At 70.5% G+C, this 20,068-nt stretch carries 20 protein-coding genes; 5 read left to right on the plus strand and 15 right to left on the minus strand.

Features of this window, described 5'->3' with window-relative positions; genetic code table 11:
- Positions 1-508: 508 nt before the first annotated feature.
- Both NB3_RS31440 and NB3_RS31445 read left to right on the plus strand, forming a co-directional pair.
- Positions 509-1,063, plus strand: a complete 555-nt coding sequence (locus tag NB3_RS31440) for a type II toxin-antitoxin system PemK/MazF family toxin (RefSeq protein ID WP_067810477.1) — start codon at positions 509-511, stop codon at positions 1,061-1,063.
- Between the two features lie 6 nt (positions 1,064-1,069).
- A complete protein-coding gene (locus NB3_RS31445; RefSeq protein ID WP_084823827.1) occupies positions 1,070-1,474 on the plus strand; it encodes a DUF5360 family protein in 405 nt (134 codons plus the stop codon).
- Between the two features lie 21 nt (positions 1,475-1,495).
- Here NB3_RS31445 and NB3_RS31450 read toward each other — a convergent pair whose 3' ends face one another.
- Positions 1,496-2,284 carry an aquaporin gene (locus NB3_RS31450; RefSeq protein ID WP_067810478.1) on the minus strand — a complete coding sequence of 263 codons (789 nt, stop codon included), beginning with the start codon at positions 2,282-2,284 and terminating at the stop codon, positions 1,496-1,498.
- A 530-nt stretch (positions 2,285-2,814) separates the two neighbouring features.
- On the opposite strand from NB3_RS31450, the gene rpsT reads away from it, so the two are divergent.
- A complete protein-coding gene (gene rpsT, locus NB3_RS31455; protein WP_067810479.1) occupies positions 2,815-3,075 on the plus strand; it encodes a 30S ribosomal protein S20 in 261 nt (86 codons plus the stop codon).
- A 176-nt stretch (positions 3,076-3,251) separates the two neighbouring features.
- Positions 3,252-3,500, plus strand: a complete 249-nt coding sequence (locus tag NB3_RS31460; RefSeq protein ID WP_067810480.1) for a hypothetical protein — start codon at positions 3,252-3,254, stop codon at positions 3,498-3,500.
- Positions 3,501-3,507: 7 nt separating this feature from the next.
- On the opposite strand, the gene NB3_RS31465 is transcribed toward NB3_RS31460, so the two are convergent.
- Positions 3,508-4,500, minus strand: a complete 993-nt coding sequence (locus tag NB3_RS31465; protein ID WP_307696270.1) for a helix-turn-helix domain-containing protein — start codon at positions 4,498-4,500, stop codon at positions 3,508-3,510.
- A 125-nt stretch (positions 4,501-4,625) separates the two neighbouring features.
- On the opposite strand from NB3_RS31465, the gene NB3_RS31470 reads away from it, so the two are divergent.
- Entirely contained in the window at positions 4,626-5,696 is a 1,071-nt protein-coding gene (locus NB3_RS31470; RefSeq protein ID WP_067810485.1) for an aldo/keto reductase, read from the plus strand.
- Between the two features lie 162 nt (positions 5,697-5,858).
- Here NB3_RS31470 and holA read toward each other — a convergent pair whose 3' ends face one another.
- From holA to NB3_RS31530, 13 genes are all read right to left on the minus strand, one after another.
- Entirely contained in the window at positions 5,859-6,830 is a 972-nt protein-coding gene (gene holA, locus NB3_RS31475) for a DNA polymerase III subunit delta (RefSeq protein ID WP_067810512.1), read from the minus strand.
- A 503-nt stretch (positions 6,831-7,333) separates the two neighbouring features.
- On the minus strand, positions 7,334-9,889 hold the full coding sequence (locus NB3_RS31480) for a ComEC/Rec2 family competence protein (protein ID WP_244892160.1): 2,556 nt from the start codon (positions 9,887-9,889) through the stop codon (positions 7,334-7,336).
- A 191-nt stretch (positions 9,890-10,080) separates the two neighbouring features.
- A complete protein-coding gene (locus NB3_RS31485) occupies positions 10,081-11,055 on the minus strand; it encodes a ComEA family DNA-binding protein (RefSeq protein ID WP_244892161.1) in 975 nt (324 codons plus the stop codon).
- 523 nt (positions 11,056-11,578) lie between these two features.
- A complete protein-coding gene (locus NB3_RS31490; protein ID WP_067810489.1) occupies positions 11,579-12,064 on the minus strand; it encodes a GNAT family N-acetyltransferase in 486 nt (161 codons plus the stop codon).
- A 71-nt stretch (positions 12,065-12,135) separates the two neighbouring features.
- Positions 12,136-12,978 (minus strand): DegV family protein, encoded by an 843-nt coding sequence (locus NB3_RS31495; RefSeq protein WP_067810491.1) that lies wholly within the window; start codon positions 12,976-12,978, stop codon positions 12,136-12,138.
- 3 nt (positions 12,979-12,981) lie between these two features.
- Positions 12,982-13,677: a diglucosylglycerate octanoyltransferase gene (gene octT, locus NB3_RS36720; protein WP_067810518.1), complete on the minus strand. Its 696-nt coding sequence runs from the start codon at positions 13,675-13,677 to the stop codon at positions 12,982-12,984.
- A gap of 577 nt (positions 13,678-14,254) precedes the next feature.
- On the minus strand, positions 14,255-14,917 hold the full coding sequence (locus NB3_RS31505; protein WP_067810516.1) for a histidine phosphatase family protein: 663 nt from the start codon (positions 14,915-14,917) through the stop codon (positions 14,255-14,257).
- Positions 14,911-15,318: a ribosome silencing factor gene (rsfS, locus tag NB3_RS31510; RefSeq protein ID WP_067810493.1), complete on the minus strand. Its 408-nt coding sequence runs from the start codon at positions 15,316-15,318 to the stop codon at positions 14,911-14,913. Before rsfS ends, NB3_RS31505 begins: the two co-directional genes overlap by 7 nt.
- 94 nt (positions 15,319-15,412) lie before the next feature.
- Positions 15,413-16,054 (minus strand): nicotinate-nucleotide adenylyltransferase, encoded by a 642-nt coding sequence (gene nadD / locus NB3_RS31515; protein ID WP_084823829.1) that lies wholly within the window; start codon positions 16,052-16,054, stop codon positions 15,413-15,415.
- Between the two features lie 97 nt (positions 16,055-16,151).
- On the minus strand, positions 16,152-18,098 hold the full coding sequence (locus NB3_RS31520; RefSeq protein WP_067810495.1) for a hypothetical protein: 1,947 nt from the start codon (positions 18,096-18,098) through the stop codon (positions 16,152-16,154).
- A 2-nt stretch (positions 18,099-18,100) separates the two neighbouring features.
- Entirely contained in the window at positions 18,101-18,238 is a 138-nt protein-coding gene (locus NB3_RS35400) for a hypothetical protein (protein ID WP_157112115.1), read from the minus strand.
- Positions 18,239-18,288: 50 nt separating this feature from the next.
- Positions 18,289-18,630: an MmcQ/YjbR family DNA-binding protein gene (locus NB3_RS31525; protein WP_067810497.1), complete on the minus strand. Its 342-nt coding sequence runs from the start codon at positions 18,628-18,630 to the stop codon at positions 18,289-18,291.
- Between the two features lie 9 nt (positions 18,631-18,639).
- Complete coding sequence (locus tag NB3_RS31530; RefSeq protein ID WP_067810500.1) at positions 18,640-20,067, minus strand: vWA domain-containing protein; 1,428 nt, start codon at positions 20,065-20,067, stop codon at positions 18,640-18,642.
- Position 20,068: the final 1 nt, after the last annotated feature.

The raw sequence follows: 20,068 nt of genomic DNA on the forward strand, positions 1-20,068 counted from the left end.
GAGCCGGGCCGCGAACGGTGCTGGTAAGACTCGCACCCTTGGCGGGTCAAGAGTGTGGTCGAGCTGCGGATCCTTGCTCTACCGGGGCGAAAGGCACGGACGCAGCTGAGCCGATCACGTCCGGGGATGACCCCATTGGATACGTCGCACACGCTTCGGGCAATCAGGCATGGAGTGAGCCGCGACGGTCGCGGTGCGATTGCTGCGCCCTGCGCGACGCTCATGGTCAGCGATTACTGTCTGCCTGCGCGTTGCGCGAAGAATGCGCTGAGGCCACGCTCGAAGATGTCACCGCCAGCACCGTCGGGCGCGCCGCGCCGTCCTCCGCTGCGATCCTCGTGCTCGGCCTCGGCGCACCTTGGCGACGGGCACGGAGCCGGACATGTCCGATCGGTCCCGGATCGGCGGGCACATCCGCTTCCATAGCTCGCTGGCGGACGAATGGCCACGGCGACACAGCGCATCCCACGCGGGTGATATGCGGCGGGTGCGCCGTTATCCTCCTGAGATGGCCCGAAGTTGGAACTCTCTCGGCAAGCAGATCGGTCTCATCGCTAAGCAACAGGGGCCCAAGATCGTCAAGCAGCAGGGGCCCCGGCTGGTCGACCGGCTGGTGGGGTCGCTGGCCCAGCGGCGCACCGCGGGCGGTGTCGCGGTGCGGCCCGCCGCGTCCACGCCGGTCCCGACCGCGGAACGGGCGCGGCAGATCGTCTACTCGCCGCAACTGGACGGCCGGGCCGATCCCGGGGAGATCGTCTGGACCTGGGTGCCGTTCGAAGAGGACCCGAGCAACGGCAAGGACCGGCCGGTGCTGGTGGTGGGCCGGGACCGGCGCACGCTGCTGGGCCTGATGCTGTCGTCGAACCCGGAACGCGCGTACGACCGCAACTGGATCGGCATCGGCAGCGGGCCATGGGACCACGACAACCGGCCCAGCTGGGTGCGGCTCGACCGGGTGCTCGACGTGCCGGAGGCCGGCATCCGCCGCGAGGGCGCGATCCTGCCCCGCAAGACCTTCGACCTGGTCGCCCACCGGCTCTGCGCCGAATACGCCTGGCACTGACCGCCGATGTCGCGCGTGCTCGGGCCGACCAAGATCGCCATGCTGATCACCGACGTCGGTTTCCTGCTCTACTGGGCCATCGCGTTCGCCCACGTGATCCCGCCCGAATGGGCGTACAAGGACTACACCGACCCGATCCTCAGCGACTGGAACTACTCGTTCGTCGTGCTCGACCTGGCCGCGAGCGCCACCGGCTTGGCCGCTCTGTGCCACTCGCCCGGTCGGCGCACCCTGATGACCGTGTCGCTGACGCTGACCAGCGTGGCAGGGTTGCAAGCCATCGCGTTCTGGACGCTGCGCGGTGATTTCAGCCCGCTGTGGTGGGTGCCGAATCTGTTCCTGCTGCTGTTCCCCATCCCGGCGCTGGTCACCCTGGTGTGCACCGCACCGCCGGAGCGCACCGCGAGCTGACCGCCGCGGCGTCGCGTTCGTTCACGAGATCATGTCGCGGGAACGGCCGAACAGCAGGCCGTACAGCAGCGCGCCGAGCGCGCCGCCGATCAGCGGGAACACGATGAACGCCCACACCTGCCCCATCGCGCCGCCCTGATAGGGCGCCACGGCGAGGCTGCGGGCCGGGTTGACCGAGGTGTTGTCCACCGGAATGGACACCAGGTGGATCACCGCCAGCGTCACGCCGATGGACAGCCCGGCCAGCGGCACGTCGGAGAGCTGGTCGGTGGACGACAGCACCACGAAGACCAGCAGCGCCGTGAGCATGACCTCGACGATGATCATGGCGGCGATGCCGAATCCGTTCTGCACCACCACCTCGCCCAACGGTCCGCGGATCGCCGACGGACTGTGCTTGCCCCATCCGTTCGCCCCGAGGCCGTCGACGGACCGGTCGTACGACGGCAGGTTCTTGGCCAGCGCGAACAACACCAGACCGGCCAGGAGGCCGCCGATCAGCTGGGAGATCACATACCCCGCCGCGGACACGCCGCTGAGCCGGCCGAGCAGCAGATGTCCCACGGTCACCGCCGGATTGACGTGGCAGCCCGAGATCGGCCCGATCGAGTACACCAGGAACATCAGCGACAGGCCGAAGGCGAGCGCGATGCCGAGCGGACCGACCTTCTCCCCCGCCAGCACCGCGGTGCCGACTCCGCCGATCACCAGAACGAAGGTGCCGAGCGCCTCCGCGCCCCATTTCTTGCTCTCGGGCACCGGTTTGTTCTCGACAGCCTCTTCGACTACTTCCTGGGCCGTTGGAGACATCTGTCCACCTTCCGCGTTCCAGACATGTACTCGGACGAGTCGTGGTACCGCTTCGACAGCCAGCCGCACGAAAGCAACGGTTGCTAGGAGGACGCTACGCGAGTCGGGTGATCTCTACAACGACCGCGAGGACGGTCGAGCCGCGCCCGTCGACGATGCCGCTTCGGCCTCGGCACCGCACCCATTCGACAGGCCGCTGTTCTCCCATCCGACGGCCCACCGCACTTTCCCTCGCGCCTCCGGCCTGCTGGAACGGTCACGCATGACAGAAAGCAGACGGATTGCCGGGTGCCCTGCCCGCACACCGCATGAACGTAGGCGGCGTCCGGAGACACGGCGTTGCGTCATGCGCCCGCCGACTCCGACGTCCCGCGGAGACGCTCCGGCCGGTCGGGTGTCGATTTCGCGAGCCGAAGGCTGACTGGTACCCTCGACCTTCGGCGCTGCGTTACCCGTTGTCCTCGGGTATGTCGCGCGCCCGACGAACTTTTCCAGGACAGACCTACCAGACAGGAACACGAGGAACCGGCGTGGCCAACATCAAGTCCCAGCTGAAGCGGATCCGTACCAACGAGGAAGCGCGCAAGCGCAACCAGTCGGTCAAGTCCGCGCTGCGCACCGCCATCCGCAGCTTCCGCGAGGCCGCGGCCGCCGGTGACAAGGAAGCCGCCGCCGCGCGCCTGCAGTTCGCCAGCCGGAAGCTGGACAAGGCCGCCTCGAAGGGCGTCATCCACGCCAACCAGGCCGCCAACAAGAAGTCGGCCCTGGCGCTCGCCTACAACAAGCTCTGATTCACCCGGTACCGCGCGCCGGTACCGCGTTCATGGTGTGACGCAGCCGTCGTGGCCTCGATGACCACGGCGGCTTTTGTCGTGCCCGGACGGCAACCGCGGCGCCGAAGCCGTTCCAGCTGGTGTTTCGACATTCGGCCCGCGCCGTGTCAGAGGTTCCAGCTACCATTCCGCGCATGGTAACCGTGTATGCCAACCAGACGGTCGTTCGCGCCGAGGATCTGCCGGACGTGATCCGCGCGGCCGAGGTGCTCGGATTCGGACTGAAGATCGAGAATGTGCTCGTTCCCGACGACGACGGCGGTTACTCGTTGGAGTGGATCGTCACCAGGGACGAGGACGTGCCCGCCTACGAGGAGTGGGAAGGCCGCTACGAGGACGCGGACGACGACGGCGAACTGGTATTGAGTTCCACCACGGAATAGCGCCCGGTCACGGCGCGTCGAGAGCGGCGGAGAGCCGGTCGAGCGCCGCCTGGGAGTCCGCGTCCGCGGCGCGGTAGATGACGATCCGCTGGTCGGGATCCTGCACAGGCACGAGTACCTCGTAGCTGACGACCAGCGGACCCACCACCGGATGCCGCAGCGGCTTGTTCCCCCGTCCCTGCACCCGCACGTCGTGGCGGGCCCAGGCCTGTTCGAACTCCGCGCTGTAGGCGGTGAACTCGGCGATCAGGTCGGCCAGCGCCCGGTCGTCCGGGTGCGCGGCCCATGCCGCGCGCAGATCGGCGATGCCCTCGCGGATGACGCGTTCCCGCTCGACGTAGAAATCCCGCATGCCGGGGTCGAGCAGACACAGCCACATGGAGTTGCGCTGCCGCTCCGGCAGCGCGCCGAAGTCCGTGATCAACGCCGCCATCTCCCGGTTCCAGGCCAGGATGTCGTAGCGGTGGTTGACCAGCATCGCGGGCAGCGGGGACAGATCGCGCACCAGCATGGCCAGCGCGGGCGCGGGCACCGTGCTCGGCTTGCCGCTGTCGGGCTGCCGTTGTCGCGCCAGGTCGAACAGGTAGGCGCGCTCGTCGTCGTTCAGGCACAGCGCCCGCGCCAGCGCGTTCAGCACCTCCACCGACGGCCGCAGGCCCCGCCCCTGCTCCAGCCGCACGATGTAGTCGGTGCTCACGCCGGCCAGTTCGGCCACCTCTTCGCGCCGCAGTCCCGGCGTCCGGCGCGCCTGCCTGCGCTGCGGCAAGCCGAGGTCGTCCGGCGTCAGCCGCTCCCGGCGGGCGCGCAGGAAGGCGCCCATCTCTTGCACCCGATCCGCGCCGCTACCGGCTCCCGCTCGGCTGCGCGGCTTCCGGGCTCCCGGTCCGAGGTCGTGGGGCTCGGTCGAATCCACGCCGCTCCCCGGTCCGCTGTGGTTACGCGGGCTGCCGCCACCGGACCCGAGGTCGCGGCGCTGTGTGGGGTTCACCGTGCCAGTCATCACCCTCGATCCTACGGCTGCCTAGGACTGGCCTTCCCAGGATGAAGCTTCCCTTACTGGCCCGCGCGCGACGCTGAAGACTGGCTTCCGGCAACAAGGCATCACGAAAACACAAGGAGCTGGACATGTCCGGAGCCCGCACCCTCGACACCTACCGGCTGCTCGGCCGCTCGGGCCTTCGGGTGTCGCCCCTGTCCCTGGGAACCATGACCTTCGGCGCCGATTGGGGCTGGGGCGCGGACCGGGACGAGGCCCGCAAGATCTTCGACACCTACGTCGATCGAGGTGGCAACTTCATCGATACGGCCAACCAATACACCAACGGCACTTCCGAGCAACTGCTCGGCGAATTCACCGCGGACAACCGCGAAAGCCTGGTGCTGGCGACCAAATACACCATGCTGCGCCGCGAGGGCGACCCGAATTCCGGTGGCAATCACCGCAAGAGCATGGTCGGTTCGGTGGAGGCCAGCTTGCGCAGGCTGAACACCGACTACATCGACCTGCTCTACTTGCACGCCTGGGATTTCCTGACCCCCGTCGAGGAGATCCTGCGCGGCATGGACGATCTGGTCCGCTCGGGCAAAGTGCTCTACGTCGGCATCTCCGACGCGCCCGCCTGGCAGATCGCGCGGATGCAGACCATCGCGGACCTGCGCGGCTGGTCGCCGCTGATCGCGCTGCAGATCGAATACAGCCTGATCGAGCGGACCGTCGAACGCGACCTCATCCCCATGGCGCGCGAACTCGGCCTCGGCGTGATCCCGTGGTCACCGCTGGCCAGCGGGGTGCTCACCGGCAAGTACAGCCGCGCCGACCTCGACCACCAGGCGGACGGCTCCCCCGAAGGCAGCCGTAAGAACGTGGCCGCCGCCAACGGCTCGCTCACCGAACGCGGCCTCGCCATCGCCGACGTCGTCAAGCAGGTCGCGGCCGAGATCGGCAAGACGCCCTCGCAGGTAGCGCTCGCCTGGACGCTGCGCGAGCCCGGAGTCACCTCGCCGATCATCGGCGCGCGCACGGCGGCGCAGTTGGAGGACAACCTCGGCGCGCTCGACGTGGAGTTCGACGCCGCCCAGCTCGCCAGGCTGGAACAGGCCAGCGCCGTGGATCTCGGCTTCCCGCACGAGTTCCTGAACCGCCCGATGACCCAGAGCGTCACCTTCGGCGACCTGAAGATCGAAGGGCGCGGCTGAACAACGCTGGCTCTGCGGCGGTGCGAGGCGAAACATGCACCGCCGCATCGGCCTGTGCGGGCTCAAGCGTCTACATGTTCTACGCTCCGGCCGAATGATCCCTACCAGCCCGGCTCGAACCACGCCGTGCGCTTCGGCCGAGTGGAGCGGAACGGGCCTTGCTCAATCCGCGCCGTGCAGGTCGAGGATTTGGGTGAGGGCGTGTTCCAAGGCGTAGCCCGCGTCGGCGGCGCCACCTTTCACGTCGGCGTTGAGGGTCGCGACGACTTGAAGGGCGGAGCCGATGGTCGCTGGCGTCCAGTTGCGGGCCTGCGCTTGCGCCTTCTTCACCTTCCACGGCGGCATGCCGAGCTGCTGGGCCAGCTTGAACGGGTCGCCACGCCCGGCCGAACCGACGCGCGCGATGGTGTGCACCGAGTCGGCGAGCGCGTCGGCGAGCAGGACGTGCGGCACGCCGCGGTCGTTCGCCCAGCGCAGCGCCTCCATCGCGCCGGGACGGTCCCCCGCCACCGCGAGCTCGGCCACGTCGAAGCCGGAGACCTCGGCCTTGCCCGAGTAGTAGCGGCGCACGGCCGCCACATCGATCTTCCCTCCGGTGTCCGCGGCCAATTGCCCACACGCCGCCGCCAGCTCACGCAGGTCGGAGCCGACCGCCTCCAGCACCACTTGGACGACCTCGCCGGACACCCGCACTCCGGCGTTGCGGAACTCACCACGCACGAACTCGACACGCTCGGCGGCCTTGGTCAGCTTGGCGCAGTCGTGGGTGACGGCCCCGGCTTTCTGCAGCGCGGGCGCGAGTGCCTTGGCTCGTCCGCCGCCGGAGTGCACGACGGCGAGCACCACACCCTCGGGCGGACTCTGCGCCGCCTCGGTGATCACCGCGACCGCGTCTTTACCCGCCTCGGCCGCCGACTCCAGGATGATCACCCGGTCCTCGGCGAACAACGACGGACTCAGTAGTTCGGCCAGTTCCGCCGTGCTCGCGTCCCCGGCGCGCAAACGATCGACCGGCACCGCGTCCGGGTCCGGAGCCAACGCCCTGACCTGCGCGGTGAGCACGCCCAGCGCCCGCTCGATCAGCAACTCTTCTTCTCCGAGCACCAAATGCACGGGCGCGGGCCGCTCGCTCACGACAGCGCCTCCACGGTGCCGGAGGGCGTCGTGCTCGCGGGCTCTGCCGCCTTGCTCCATTCGCCGTGCTCGTCCACAGCCCGATCCTACGATCCATGGCCGACACCTCACCCCGGCCACGGGTGATCGCGGCACGCGAGACGAACCGGCGAAAGGTCCGGCCACACGACCCGTCCCAGCATCTGCTGCTCGACTCGGCCACCGAAGGTGTTCCTGCGCTGCCACACCCGGCGCCAGGCGACGCACGCGCCATCGCGGAGTACTGCGGGGGCGCGGGCCTCCGTCGAAGTGGCCCAGGCGGGGGATGCTGCCATCGCGCCGGTGGCAGGCCGTAATCACACCGTGCCGTTCTCGTCGTCGCTGGCGAGGGTGCGGCCGTCCGGACCGAATGCCACCGACCGAACGCCGCGAATGTGGCCGGTGAGAGGGTTCCCGGCCGGTCGGCGTCCGGGTGCGGTGCCATGTAGGCACCGAGTGACGCCCGCCATCCGGGTGTTCGCCGGTCATCGAGAACTCGTCATGCGCAGGTGCCCGTCGCCACCCGAGACCACGATGTCGCCTTCCTGGTCGGTTCGCAGCACCGTCGCGCCGAGGGCGGACAGGTCCGCGAGGACGGTGGGGGCCGGATGCCCGAAGGTGTTGTCCGCGCCGACGCTGACCAGCGCCAGACGCGGGCGCACCGCGTCGAGGAATTCCTTTGTGGTAGTGCGTGATCCGTGGTGCGGAAGTTTGAGGATCTCCGCCTGGATGGGAATCCCGGCATGCGTCAGGGCCCGCTGCGCTGCGGCTTCGATGTCTCCGGTGAGCAGAATCCGGCCCGCGGGCGTGCGGGCGGTGACGACCACCGACCGGTTGTTGGCGTCCTCGGTTTCGGCGCCGGGGACCGGTCGCGGACTGTTCCGGCCGGGCGCGAGCACCTCGAGTTCGATCGGCCCGAAGTTCAGCACGTGCCCCGCCGACAATTCCAGCAACGGCACTCCCGCGCTCCTGGCGATGGCCACGACCTGCGTGAGACCCGAGTCAGGGGCACGCGCGTCGCCCGATGAACGCGCCTGCCTCCCGCTCCCGTGTTCGCCGGGACGACAACCGGTTCGGGCAGGTCGCGGTATCCGGCCAGGATGATCGGCACTTCCCGGCGAACGACTTTGCGCGCCTTGCCACTCCGGCAAGAAAGCTGGGTTGCCGCTCGCATGGCCTTTCGCGGCACCGGCGAAGCCCTCCAGCTGCGTGGCAGGGGCGGCTGTCGGCACAGGAGAACACCCGGGAGCGCCGTCTCCGGCTGGAGCCGGCGGCGCGAGCCCCGCGAGTTCGTGGATGCCGACGGCGATCGCGTCGACCGTGCGGTCGTGCAGCGCGCCGCTGAGTCCGTCGATGTGGTCGGCGTGCGGATGGGTCAGGATCAGCAGTGGGATGCGCGAGACCCGCAACCGATCCAGGCAGGTGCGGATGGGACGCGGGTCCGGCCCGACATCGATGACAACGGCGGCGCCGGGACCGACCGACAGCGCCAGGCCGTCACCCTGGCCGACATCGCAGGCCGCCAGGACCCAGCCGGCCGGGGGCCAGCCCGGGTGCCAGAGCCGCACCGGGACCAGGACCACCGCCACTCCGACCACGACCGCGGCGGCGATCCGCCGTACGGCGCGCACACGCAATGCCGCGATCACGCCCACCCCGATGGCGCCCGCGATCAGTCCGCCCGCCGCTCCGCCCGGCACCGCGAGGGACGCGCCGGGCAGCGCGGCCGCGTGGCGGGCCACCCACAGCAACCACCACAGTGGCGGCGCCGCGCAGTGCAGCACCCAGACGGCCGGGGGTGACCACAGGATCGACAGCACCGCACCACCGGCCCCCGCGACGGTGATCGGTGCGATAACCGGGGCGACCAGCACGTTGGCGAGCACGGCGACCAGGCTGAGCTGCCCGGTGAGCGCGATCATGATCGGCGTCGTGACCACGAACGCCCCGGCGGACACGGCCACCGTCTCGGCGGGCACCCGCCACCACCCTTTGGCGTGCAACCAGTCGGCCCAGCTCGGCGCCAGCAGGATCAGACCACCCGTCGCGACGACCGACAGCGCGAACCCCGCGTCGACGGCGAGTCCCGGCCACAGGGCCAGCAGCGCGATGATCGCGGCGCACAGCGCGGGCAGCACCTGCTTGCGACGGCCGGTGAGCACGGCGAGCAGGGTGATCGCACCCATCGCAGCGGCGCGCAGCACGCTCGGGTCCGGCCGAGCGACGACGACGAACATGAGCAGCGCCGCGGCGGCGACGGCCGTCGCGCCGCGCGGCCCGAGCGTCAGCAGGCGCACGACGAACAGCACGACCGACAGCAAGATGGTGAAATTCGCGCCGCTGACCACGGTCAGGTGTTGCAGCCCAGCGACCTTGAAATCGTCGCGCACCTGGTCCGGCAGCATCGAGGTGTCACCGACGACGAGCGCGGGGAGCAGTCCGGCGGCGTCGGGTGGCAGCGCCCGCGTGGCCGATGCCGCGAAGTCGGCGCGCACCGAATCGGCGGCGCGCTGCCACCACGGCAGCGGCCCTGCGGCGGTGGGCGCGCCCTGCGCATGCAGCGTGACGACGGTGAGGTCGGATCGGCGCGGCATTTCCACCCGGGCACGGAACTCGACCGGCCCGCCCGGCACCAAGTCGCCCCACTCCGGGCCCGAAGCCAGGATGACCACCGCGCCACCGGCGCGCACCGTCCCCCCGCCGCGCCGGTACTCTCGCAGATCGGCCCGGACCACCCACTGACGATCTGCTCCGGAGACTTTGCTGCGCAACGGCTTCGGATCGTTCGTCGGAACGACCACGACGCGCAGGGACTGCCCTGTCACCGCCCGCAGCGGATGCGTCGCCACGCGATGTTCCCGCCACGCCGCCGCGGCCGCGAACCCCGCCCCGAGCACCACGGCCGCGAGCGCCACCATCGCCACCGCGCGCCTGCGTTCGCCGCGGTGCGCGATCGCCCACAGCAGCAGCGTCCACAATCCGATGGCCATGGCCGTCAACGCGACCGCCAGCGCGATCCCCGCCCGCCATCCCGCCGTCACCGCCACAATGGTCGCGCCCCAACAGCACAAGGCGGCGGGCAACAGCCGAGCGTCGAGTGCCGCGGCAGCGCCGGGTTCCTCCGGAGCCGCGCCCTCCCGTCGACCTCTTACGGACCCGGCGCCCGTACCGGCCTTCGGTCGCGAATCGGCGCCCAGCTTCCGTCGAACCAGTTCGAGCAACGCGCCGGCACTCATACCCGCACCAGATCACGCAAGCGGGCCAGGCGAGCGGGGCCGATGCCGTCGACCTCGCCGAGCTGCTCGACGGAGGTGAAGCGTCCGTTGGTCGTACGCCAGCTGACGATGGCCCGCGCGGTGACCGGGCCGACCCCCGGAAGAGCATCGAGTTCGGCCTCGGAGGCCGTGTTGAGGTCGATCCGGCCCGCCGGGCTCGAGGGACGGCTCGGCGCGGCAGCGGACCCGGTGGACGGACGCCCGCCCGCGCCGACCGTGGCACTGCCGTGCTGCGGCGGGCCCGGATTCGGCAGCACCGGCCCGACCAGCACTTGATCACCATCCGACAACCGCTGCGCCAGATTCAAGCCGGTGGTGTCGGCACCTTCGCTCGGGCCGCCCGCGGCGGCGAGCGCGTCGGCGACACGCGCGCCTTCGGGGAGCCGGACCAAACCGGTGCGGTGGACCAAGCCGACCACACTGACGACCAGCTCGGTCGTCGGCGGGCCTGGATCGATGCGACCCGGTGGCGCCGCGGCCGCACTCGTCGGTGCGGCAGCACTGGTGGTCGCCAAGGTGACGCTCTGCCCGACCGGCAACGGCGGCACCGAGTGCGTGACCGGGCGCTCGCGGAACACGACCACCCCGGCGACGACCATCGCGGCGATGCCCGCGAACGCGAGCGTGCGGACCCCGCGACGTCCAGGATCGAGCCGGGCGCCCCGGAATCGTTCCGGCACGAGGCAGTGCAGCCGATTCGCTCCGGGCGCCGAATCCTCCAGCCACCCGGGCGACCGGACGCGGCCGACATCGTCTTCGGCCTCCGGGCCGGGCGCGGGGTGACCGGGCAGCCGCACGAGATCCCATTTCGCCGCCGTGCCCGAACGACTCTCGGGCGGTGCATGACTCGCTTGGACAGCAGGATCGGAGTCGTCGCCAACGGGTGCCGACCGGCGCTCGTCATCCTCGGATTCGGTTGCGCTGGCATCCACCGCCGCTCCGACATCGGGTGCGAGTTGCGCCTCGCCAGCGGTGCGACCGGGATGGACGACAGGCGGCGTTCGGCTCGTCTGCCACCCGGTTCTCCTTGCAGACGAGGCTTTTTCGCCGCGTACGGCGTCCGTCGCCCGGACGGGGGCCGCGCGGCTCGGCCTATCGCGCTGTCCGGTCGCTCCCACGGGCACGCCACGCGGAGACCGCGCCGTCTCCCGTCCGGACGGTCCGTGCTCAGCTTCCGGCCCGGCCGCTCCGGCGCCCACACCGGCCGTCATGCTCGTGCCGACCCGGGCGGTCAGCTCACCCAATCGCCGCCGCACCCGCTCGCGTTCGTCCTGTCGTGACATGGCCGCGACGGTAGTGCGGGACCGCGCCGGAAAGATCCGTCCGACCAGCGCTTTCGACGAATCTGTTGACAACCGCCGACCTGTGCACAACTCGCACTCGAAAGTATGCCCACAGCAGCTTTCGGCGCTTCACTCGACGACGAGGTCGCGGCGAGCCATCCGGCGACGCGCCTCAGCCCAGATCCTTGGCGAAGCAGTTCGACAAAGGCAGTACCTCGTACGGCGCGAAGATCGGGATTCGGTGATAGCCGCTGCGTTCGTAGAAGCGGACGGCCTCCGGTTGCAGGTGGCCGGTTTGCAGGATCAGGCGGGGCCGTCCGACCGCGCGGGCGGCATCCTCGGCGGCGGTGAGCAACAGGGCTGCGGCGCCCGAACCGCGGTGCGCTGGACGGACGAACATGCGCTTGACCTCGAGGTCCTCCCCGTTCCACCGCAGGGCGGCATGACCGACCGGGCCGTCCGAATAGGCCACGAAAGTGCTGTGCACGGTGCCGGGATCCACCGCGTTCGGGTTCGTGGGCAGCTGCCTGGCCAGATGCGCGTATCGCGGCCCGACCTCGGCGGCCATCTCCGCGCGCAACGTCACCGCGTCCGGATGGTCCCAGTCCACCGTGGTGACGATGAGCGGCGGACGGACCGGTGGCTGCGCGGAACCCATGCTCCGACGCTAGCCGTATACCGGGCGCCACACCCGCATTCGGATCACCGAGATCGTTGACCCGCGCCTGATCAGTGACATCCGCCGGGGACGACGAGCACGCCGAGCGCCCCCAACCCGAGGTGCACCGCCAGCGCGGGCCCGAACTCGGCGACGACGAGTTCTTCGAGGCCGGGAACGAGTTCGCGTAACTGACCCGCGATGGTCTGCGCCGCGTCCTCGGCGCCCAGATGCTGCACGGCCACCGCGGCGCCGTCCTCGCCGGCCGCGTCGACCGCGGCGGCGACGAGTTTCGCGTACGCCTTGGACCGGGTTCTGACCTTCTCCCGCAGTTCCAACCGGCCCTCGACGATGTGCAGCAGCGGCTTGGTGACCAGCTCGCTGCCGAAGAACGACGCCGCCGACGACAACCTGCCGCCGCGGCGCAATTGTTCGGTGCGATTGACCAGGATGAACGTGCGGGCGCGCGCGGCGGCGGCCACGGCCGCGTCGTAGACCACGTCCAGCGGCGCCCCGGCCTTGGCTCGCCGCGCGGCGGCCAGCGCGGGCAACCCGGTGGCCAGCCCGGCCCCGAGCGAGTCGACCAGCCGGACGCGGTGGGCGGCGTCCATGTCGCGCACGGCCTGCCGACCGGCCTCCCAGGTACCCGACAGCTGACGCGAAAGGTGCACCGCGACAACGCCGTCCCCGCCGCTACGCTTCCAGGCCCGCTCGTACACTTCCCGCAGCTCGCCAGGAGAGGCGGCCGAAGTGGTCACGGTGTCGGAGGCATAGTCGATCTCGACCGGGTCGACGCCTTCCCGCATCGCGCGGTCACCGACCAGGACGTGCAGCGGGACGACGGCGATATCCAGCTCGTCGAGATGTTCGGCAGGGAGGCTGGCGGACGAATCGGTGACGACCACGACTGCCACGGACTACCGGACCTCCTGCAGGGTCTTGACCATCGCGTTGGCCACCGCCGTGTGACCGTCCCAGCCCCAATGGATGCCGTCCGGGTTCGCCTCGCCGGAGAAGATGTTGTCGCGCACCGCCTCACCCAGGTCGACCAGCGGCACCGAGGTCCGGCCGGACCAAGCGCGCAGCGCCTCGACCGCCGGTGGCCGACCGGAGTGCACGCGACCGTAGGCCGCGCAGTCATGCACCGATGGCAGCACCGCGACGACGGGCAGGTCGGGTCGCAGCTGCGCCAGCGCCGTGCGGCACTGTTCCAGATAGTCGACGCTCACCTTGGGCGGAAGCGCGACGGGCCTGCCGAGTTTCGACAGCTTGGGTTGCAGCCAGTTGTAGGCGGCGCGGACGACGCGGCGCGCAGCGGGCGGGCGCACATAGCGGATCAGTTCGCGCAGCGCGGTGGGCAGTGGCGAGGGCAGCGTGTCCATGCCGCCGACGGCGAAGACCACCGCACCCGCGCGCGGCACCGCGGCCCATACCCGGGGATCGCCGATCAGCGCCCAGTAGGCGTCGCGACAGGTCCAGCCGATCCGCGCGACCAATTCGACGTCCCAATCCAGCTCGGCCCCGACGAGATTGGGCCAGATGCGTGGATGGTCGGCGGGCAGCCCGCCCTTGGGTCCGAAATAGGCCAGGGAGTCGGCGATCACCAGCAGCACCGGACGCGTGGCTTCCCGCGATTCGACAGGCTTGTCCGCGACAGCGGGAGCGGACTCGTCCGAACCGAGTCCCGCTTCCCCGGTCACAGCGGATCCGGTCGTCGTGGCGGACTCGATCACGGTGTCGGTCGGCGCCGGCGATGCGGAAACCGCGTCGGCCGCGACCGATTCCCCCAGCTCTGCCACAGAATCATCCGCCACCGGAGCAACCGATTCCACCAGCGCTACCGCAGACCGATCCGCCCCTGTAGCAACGGTTTCCTCGGCCGCTGCCACGGAACCATCCGCCACCGATACGTCGTTCGTAGCGCCGACCGGCGAGGTATCGCCGCCGATGTGCACTTGGGGCGGTACCCCGGTGACGATATCGCCGGAACCGTCGTCCTCCGCGTCGGAATCCTCTCCGGAGTCCGACCCGCCGCCGGATTCGCCTGCCGCGCCGGAAGCCTCGGCGGGGGCGGCCTCGGGTTCGCGGGAAGCCGGTGGCGGACCGCCGAACAACGCGTCGGGCAACTGCCGTTCCGGCCTCGCCGACACCTTACGGAACAGTTCGTCCGGGACCGACCTGATCGGCTCTTCAGAGGACATCCGGTGCTACCTTCGCCGCTGCGTTCCACACATCCAGACGCCAGCCGGGCTGTTCGATGCTCGGGCCGTGACTGCTGAGCTGCACCCAGCTGGTGTTGGCCAGTCCTCCGAGGATCGGCCAGTTCTGCGGCGGCAGGTCGAGCAGCGCGGCCGTGAGGGCGGCGATCAGCCCGCCGTGCGCCACCAGGATGATAGTCCGGCCCGGCCAGTCCTGCCGTTCGGCCAGCAACTCCTGCACCACCGGCAGCGACCGCGCCCCGACCTCGAGTTTGCTCTCGCCGTTGGGCGGGGTGTAGCGCGCGTCCAGCCGCCACGCCATGCGCGCGCCCGGATAGTCGGCGTCGACCTCCAGGTGGGTCAGCCCCTCCCAGTCGCCGAGATTGGTCTCCCGCAATCTGACGTCGGGCACGACGGTGAGCCCGGTGTGTTCGGCCAGAGCCGTCGCGGTGTCGAAGGCCCGGCGCAGATCCGAGGAGTGGATCGCGATGGCGTTGCGCGAAACCAGTTCGCGCGCGGCCTCTTTGGCCTGTCTGCGACCGAGTTCGGTGAGATCGGTGTCGATCTGGCCTTGCATGCGGTCGGTGGCGTTCCACTCGGTCTGCCCGTGGCGCAACAGGATCAGGGTGCGCACGCCGGCATGTCTGCTCACGATCGCGCCTCGTCCTCCGTCGCCGCGGCGCGCGAATCCGGCCCGGCGATGCCCGCGACCGGCACCACGGGACAGTCCTTCCACAGACGTTCCAGCGCATAGAAATTGCGCTCGTCGTTGTGCTGGATGTGCACGACGACGTCGACGTAGTCCAGCAGCGCCCAGCGGCCCTCGCGGGTGCCCTCGCGCCGGACCGGCTTGTGCCCGGCGGCGCGGAGCTTCTCCTCCACGTTGTCGACGATGGCGTTGACCTGACGCTCGTTGGGCGCGGACGCGATCACGAAGCAGTCGGTGATCACCAGTTGCTCCGAGACGTCGAGCACCACCACGTCGGACGCCAGCTTCTCGTCGGCGGCCAGCGCGGCGACCTGCGCGATCTCCACCGACTCGGTCGACGCGGTCATGCCGGCACCTCCCAGGCGCTCGGCGCGGCCGCACGCACGGCTTCGTCGGTCGTTCGCTCGCTCATGCCCGCACCTTCGCTGCGCTCGCTCACGCTCAGCTACCTTCCGCTGCTCCGGGCACATACAGGTGCCGCTTCGATATGTACTGCACTACGCCGTCGGGGACGAGGTACCACACCGGCCGGTTCTCGGCGGCGCGGCGACGGCATTCGCTCGACGAGATCGCCAGCGCGGGGACCTCGACCATGGTCACCGCATCCGGCGGGAGATCACGCAGATGCTCCTCGAGATGATCGATGTTCAGCTCGTACCCCGGACGGCTCACCCCGACGAACTTCGCCAGTTCGAACAGTTCTGCCCAATCCTGCCATGTCAGGATGCTGGCCAGCGCGTCAGCACCGGTGATGAAGTACAGCTCGGCGCCGGGATGGGCCGATCGCATCTCCCGCAGGGTGTCCACGGTGTAGGTGACCTTGCCGCGGTCGATGTCCGCGCGGCTCACCGAGAACCGGGGGTTCGACGCGGTCGCGATGACGGTCATCAGATACCGGTCCTCGGCCGGGCTGACCTGCTTGTGCGATTTCTGCCACGGCTGCCCGGTAGGGACGAAGATCACTTCGTCCAGATCGAACCGGTGCGCGACCTCGCTGGCGGCGACCAGATGCCCGTGGTGGATGGGGTCGAACGTGCCGCCCATCACCCCGAGCTTGCGGCCGCGCCGACCTCTCTCGTGCATGACTGCCGAGCTTAACGGGTCGGGTGCGGCCGGCGCGGGGCCGGTAAGCGAGGGCGCGCTCCGAACTGAGGACGCCCGCCCGCACTTCGCCCGCGCCTCATGCGGTGGGTTCGGTGCCGCTCTCGCGCATCCTGGTCAGTCGCTCGCGGGTGCGCGCGAGTTCGTCCGCCGCCTCGGCCGAATGGTCCGCCGGCTCGTCGATCAATGTCCGCATCGAAGTCGGCGCGGGTTCGGGATCGGTTTCGCCGGACACGTGCAGCGAGGCGGCCGCCCGCAGGCAGCGCGCCCGCGCCGCCACTTCGCCCAGCCCGGCCCACAGTCGAGCGGCGCGACAGTAGGCCGCCACCGCATCGGCATCCTGCCCGCAATGCTCCAGCGCGGTGGCGGCCGACCACGCCAGCTCGGCATGCAACTTCGTCCGCTCCGGGTCGTGCTCGACCAGTCGCGCGCCCGTGAGGAACTGCCGCGCGGCCTCGCGATGACGGTCGAGTGCCTCCAGGGATCGACCGAACTGCGCGCGCACCACCGCCAGTTCACCGGACGGATACGGAATCGCATCGCTGAGCAGCGCCTGTTCGAACAGGGCCGCGGCCTCGCCGTGCCGCCCGGCGCGATGGAACGCGCGTGCGGCGACCACGGTGTGATGCAGCACGTCCGGTTCCGACAGCCCCTCCCAGCGAGCCGCGGCGCGCACCGCGGCGTCGGCGAGATCCAGTTCCCGGTCCGGCTGGCTCGCGATGGCGATGACCAGCTGCGCGCCCACCCGGGCGGCCTCCTCCCCCGCCAGCACAGGCGCACCGAGCGCGAGCGCTTCCCGCAGGTGCGCTTCGGCCTCCTCGGGCGTATCGGCGAGCCGGGCGGCGCCGAGTTCGGCCAGCCTGCGCACCTCGGCGGCCCGGTCACCGGAGAAGTCGTCGGCCGCGGGGACACGGTCCGGCACACTCGCCGCGCGCGGCAATGTGCTGCGCAACCCGAGTGGCAACCGATCCAGTAGCGGTTCGGCGGCGAGCCGGGCGGCGGCGCGCAGGGTGACCGCGCTGGTTCCGTTGCGGGCGTCGTAGCGGGCGCACAGCGCGCCGAGCTCCACCTCCAGCCGGGCGCGCACCGATTCGACCGTCCCGTCCGCCAGCGGGAGATCACCCAGCCGCAGCGCCACCAGCCTGCGCAGCAGCACGCACACACCAATGCCGAACCCCAGGCGCGCACCCGCGTCGGCGCCGGAATCGGCCAGCGCGCTCGCGTGCTCGGTGAGGATTTCCAGCCCGCGCGCCTCGTTGCCGGTCAGCGCGCAGAACTCCAGATGCAACGCCACCGACGGGCGCAGCTCCGCACTGTGACGGACCAGCGGATACCCGGTCAGGTGCGCGCCGCGCGCCGCCGCGACGCGGCCGGTGCGCACCAGCGGAAGCAATGCCAGCGCCAGCACGCGGTGCGGCTCATCGGCACAGGTTCGCTCACCCTCGAGCACGGGTTTCCACTGTGCGAGCCCGCCCTCGTCGTCGCCGCACGCCACGCTCGTCACGCCCCATTCGCCGCGTTCGCAGGCGTCGCAGTCGGACATGCTGTCGCGCGGAGCGGCCATCGACCGATCCAGCCACGCCGCGGCGGCCGCGCTGTCGCCGATCGCGCGGGCGAGCGCGGAGCGCAGCGCCAGCACCGGGCGCGGGCTGTAGCCGCGCTGCCGATAGCGGCTGTCCAGTTCGCCGAGCCAGCGATCGATCGTGGCCAGCGGCACGGCGGGATTGTCGATCATGCCCCTGGTCACCTGCTTCAGGTACCAGTGCACCGAGTGCGTCATCGAGCCCAGCTCGGCAGGGTGGTCGTCGTAGATCCGGAGCAACCTGCCGTAGGCGACGGGAGCCGGATCGGATTCGCCTGCCCAGGCGTACGACTGCGCCAGTTCCAGCAGTACCCGGGCTTCCAGGGCGCGATTCGATCCGGTGCGCGCGGCCGCGGCCAGAGTCTCCAGTCGCTCGGTCCGCGTCCGGCCGTGCGGCAGCGCGCAAACCTGCGCCAGTGCCGCGCCGATCCCGACGGCGTCCATGCTCACTCCGTCTCCACGGCGCGGGATGCGACGCGTCGGGTGACCCAGCCGAGGAATTCGCCGCAGGCGCGAGCGCGCGGGCTCAACGGAGGGTGGGTCATCAGCGGGGCGCGCGAGTCGACCCGGAACGAGGAACTCATGGCCGCCGATCTTGTCGGCGCACGCCAAAGATCCGCTTAACGAACCCTTTTCAAACGGTCGGGCGCTTGCTCTTCGGCAGCTTGCTCACGACCGCCTCGTAGGAGATATCCACCAGCTCGTACAGTTCGTTATCCGAGACAGCGCCACCGAACCGGATGACGTTCCAGCCGTAGCGCCCGATGTAGGCCGACGCCGACACGTCCTCGGGGTACACCCGGACCAGTTCGTCGGCTTCCTCGCGCGTCCGCCCGCATTTGAGCCCCACCGACGTCGCGCCGAGAAACGCGAAGATCTTGTCGCCGACCTTGGCGACGACGTCGCCCTCCCACGGTTCGTCCTGCCAGGCGCCCGGCTTGGCCAGGCAGTAGCTCAGCAGCGCGGCATCGTCCATGCCGTCTTCCTACACCGGCAGCAGCCGCGAGACCACCGCGGTGAGCTGTTTGGCCGAACGGCATTCGTGCATCTCGATCACGTCGCGGTATTTGTCCGCCGCGGAATCGCCTGACCCCCACTGGTTTCGCGGTTCCGGGTTCAGCCAGTGCGCGTGTTTGGCCACGTCGACCAGCGACCGCAGGGTGTTCAGCTCGGGGTCACGGTAGTTCGTGCGTGCGTCGCCGAGGATGAGCAGCGAGCTGCGGCTGGTGACGGCGTCCGGGAAGTCCCTGGCGAACCCGGCCAGCGCGTTGCCGTAGTCGGAATGCCCGTCCAGGCCGACGACGTTCGCCTCACCGAAGATCCGGGTCATCGCCCGGTCCAGCTGGGTGTGCGGGTCGAAGAACCGGGTCACTTCGTCGATCTGGTCGACGAACGCGAAGATGCGCACCCGGGAGAACTGTTCCCGCAGCGCGCTCACCAGCAACAACGTGAAGTTGCTGAAACCGGCGACCGAGCCGGAGACGTCGCACAGCAGCACCAGTTCGGGACGGCCCGGCCGCGGCTTGCGGTTCACCAGGTCGATGGGCACGCCGCCCGTCGACATCGACGCGCGCAGGGTGCGGCGCAGGTCGATGGCTCCGCGGCGGGCGTGCCTGCGGCGCGCGGCCAGGCGCGCGGCCAGGATCCGGGCCAACCGCTGGGTACTGCGCTTGAGTTCGCCGAGTTCGGCTTCGGAGGCGCGCAGGAAGTCGACCTCCTCGGCTTGCCGGGCGACGCCGTAGCTCGCCACGCGCTCGCGGCCGATCCGCTCGGCCACCCGCCGCCTGGTCTCCGCCTCCACGGTCGCGCGGAAACCGGCGATACGCTGGCGGGCGGCGCGACGGGCGATCTCGGCGTCGAACTCGCTCGCGTCCGGCCCGAGTGCCATGCCAGCGAGGATCTTCGCCAGCAACGTCTGCGGCTGCACCTCTCTCAGCGCCTGATACGACGAGAAGGACGGACCGCGGGCGGATTGATACTGGCCGAGCTGCTCGACCAGCTGCGCGGCCAGCGCCTCCAGCTGCGGGGTCGCCGACTCCTGGGCCAGCAGTTCCGCGAGCAGTTCGCGCAGCGCCGGGATGTCCACGTCCCCCGAGGGCGTGTGCGGGATCTCGAGCTCGTCCTGGCTCGCGGCGCGTTGCCCGACGGCGACGGGGAACCACAGGTCGAACAGCCCGTCGAAGGTCGCGCGGTGGGTGGTGCGCCGCAGCAGCGCGCACGCCAATCCCTCGCGCAGGACCTCCCGGTCCATCAGGTCGAGAACGGTGACCACGCGGCCCGCGTCCACCGTCTCCGAAGGTCCGACCGGTATCCCGCGCGCCCGCAAAGCCTCGACGAAGCCGACCAGATGCCCCGGAATGCCGTGCGGCGCGCTCAGTGCCGCGACATCGGCGGGGACCGGCCCGGTCGCCATG

The organism is Nocardia beijingensis NBRC 16342, assembly GCF_001612785.1.
Taxonomy (GTDB): domain Bacteria; phylum Actinomycetota; class Actinomycetes; order Mycobacteriales; family Mycobacteriaceae; genus Nocardia; species Nocardia beijingensis.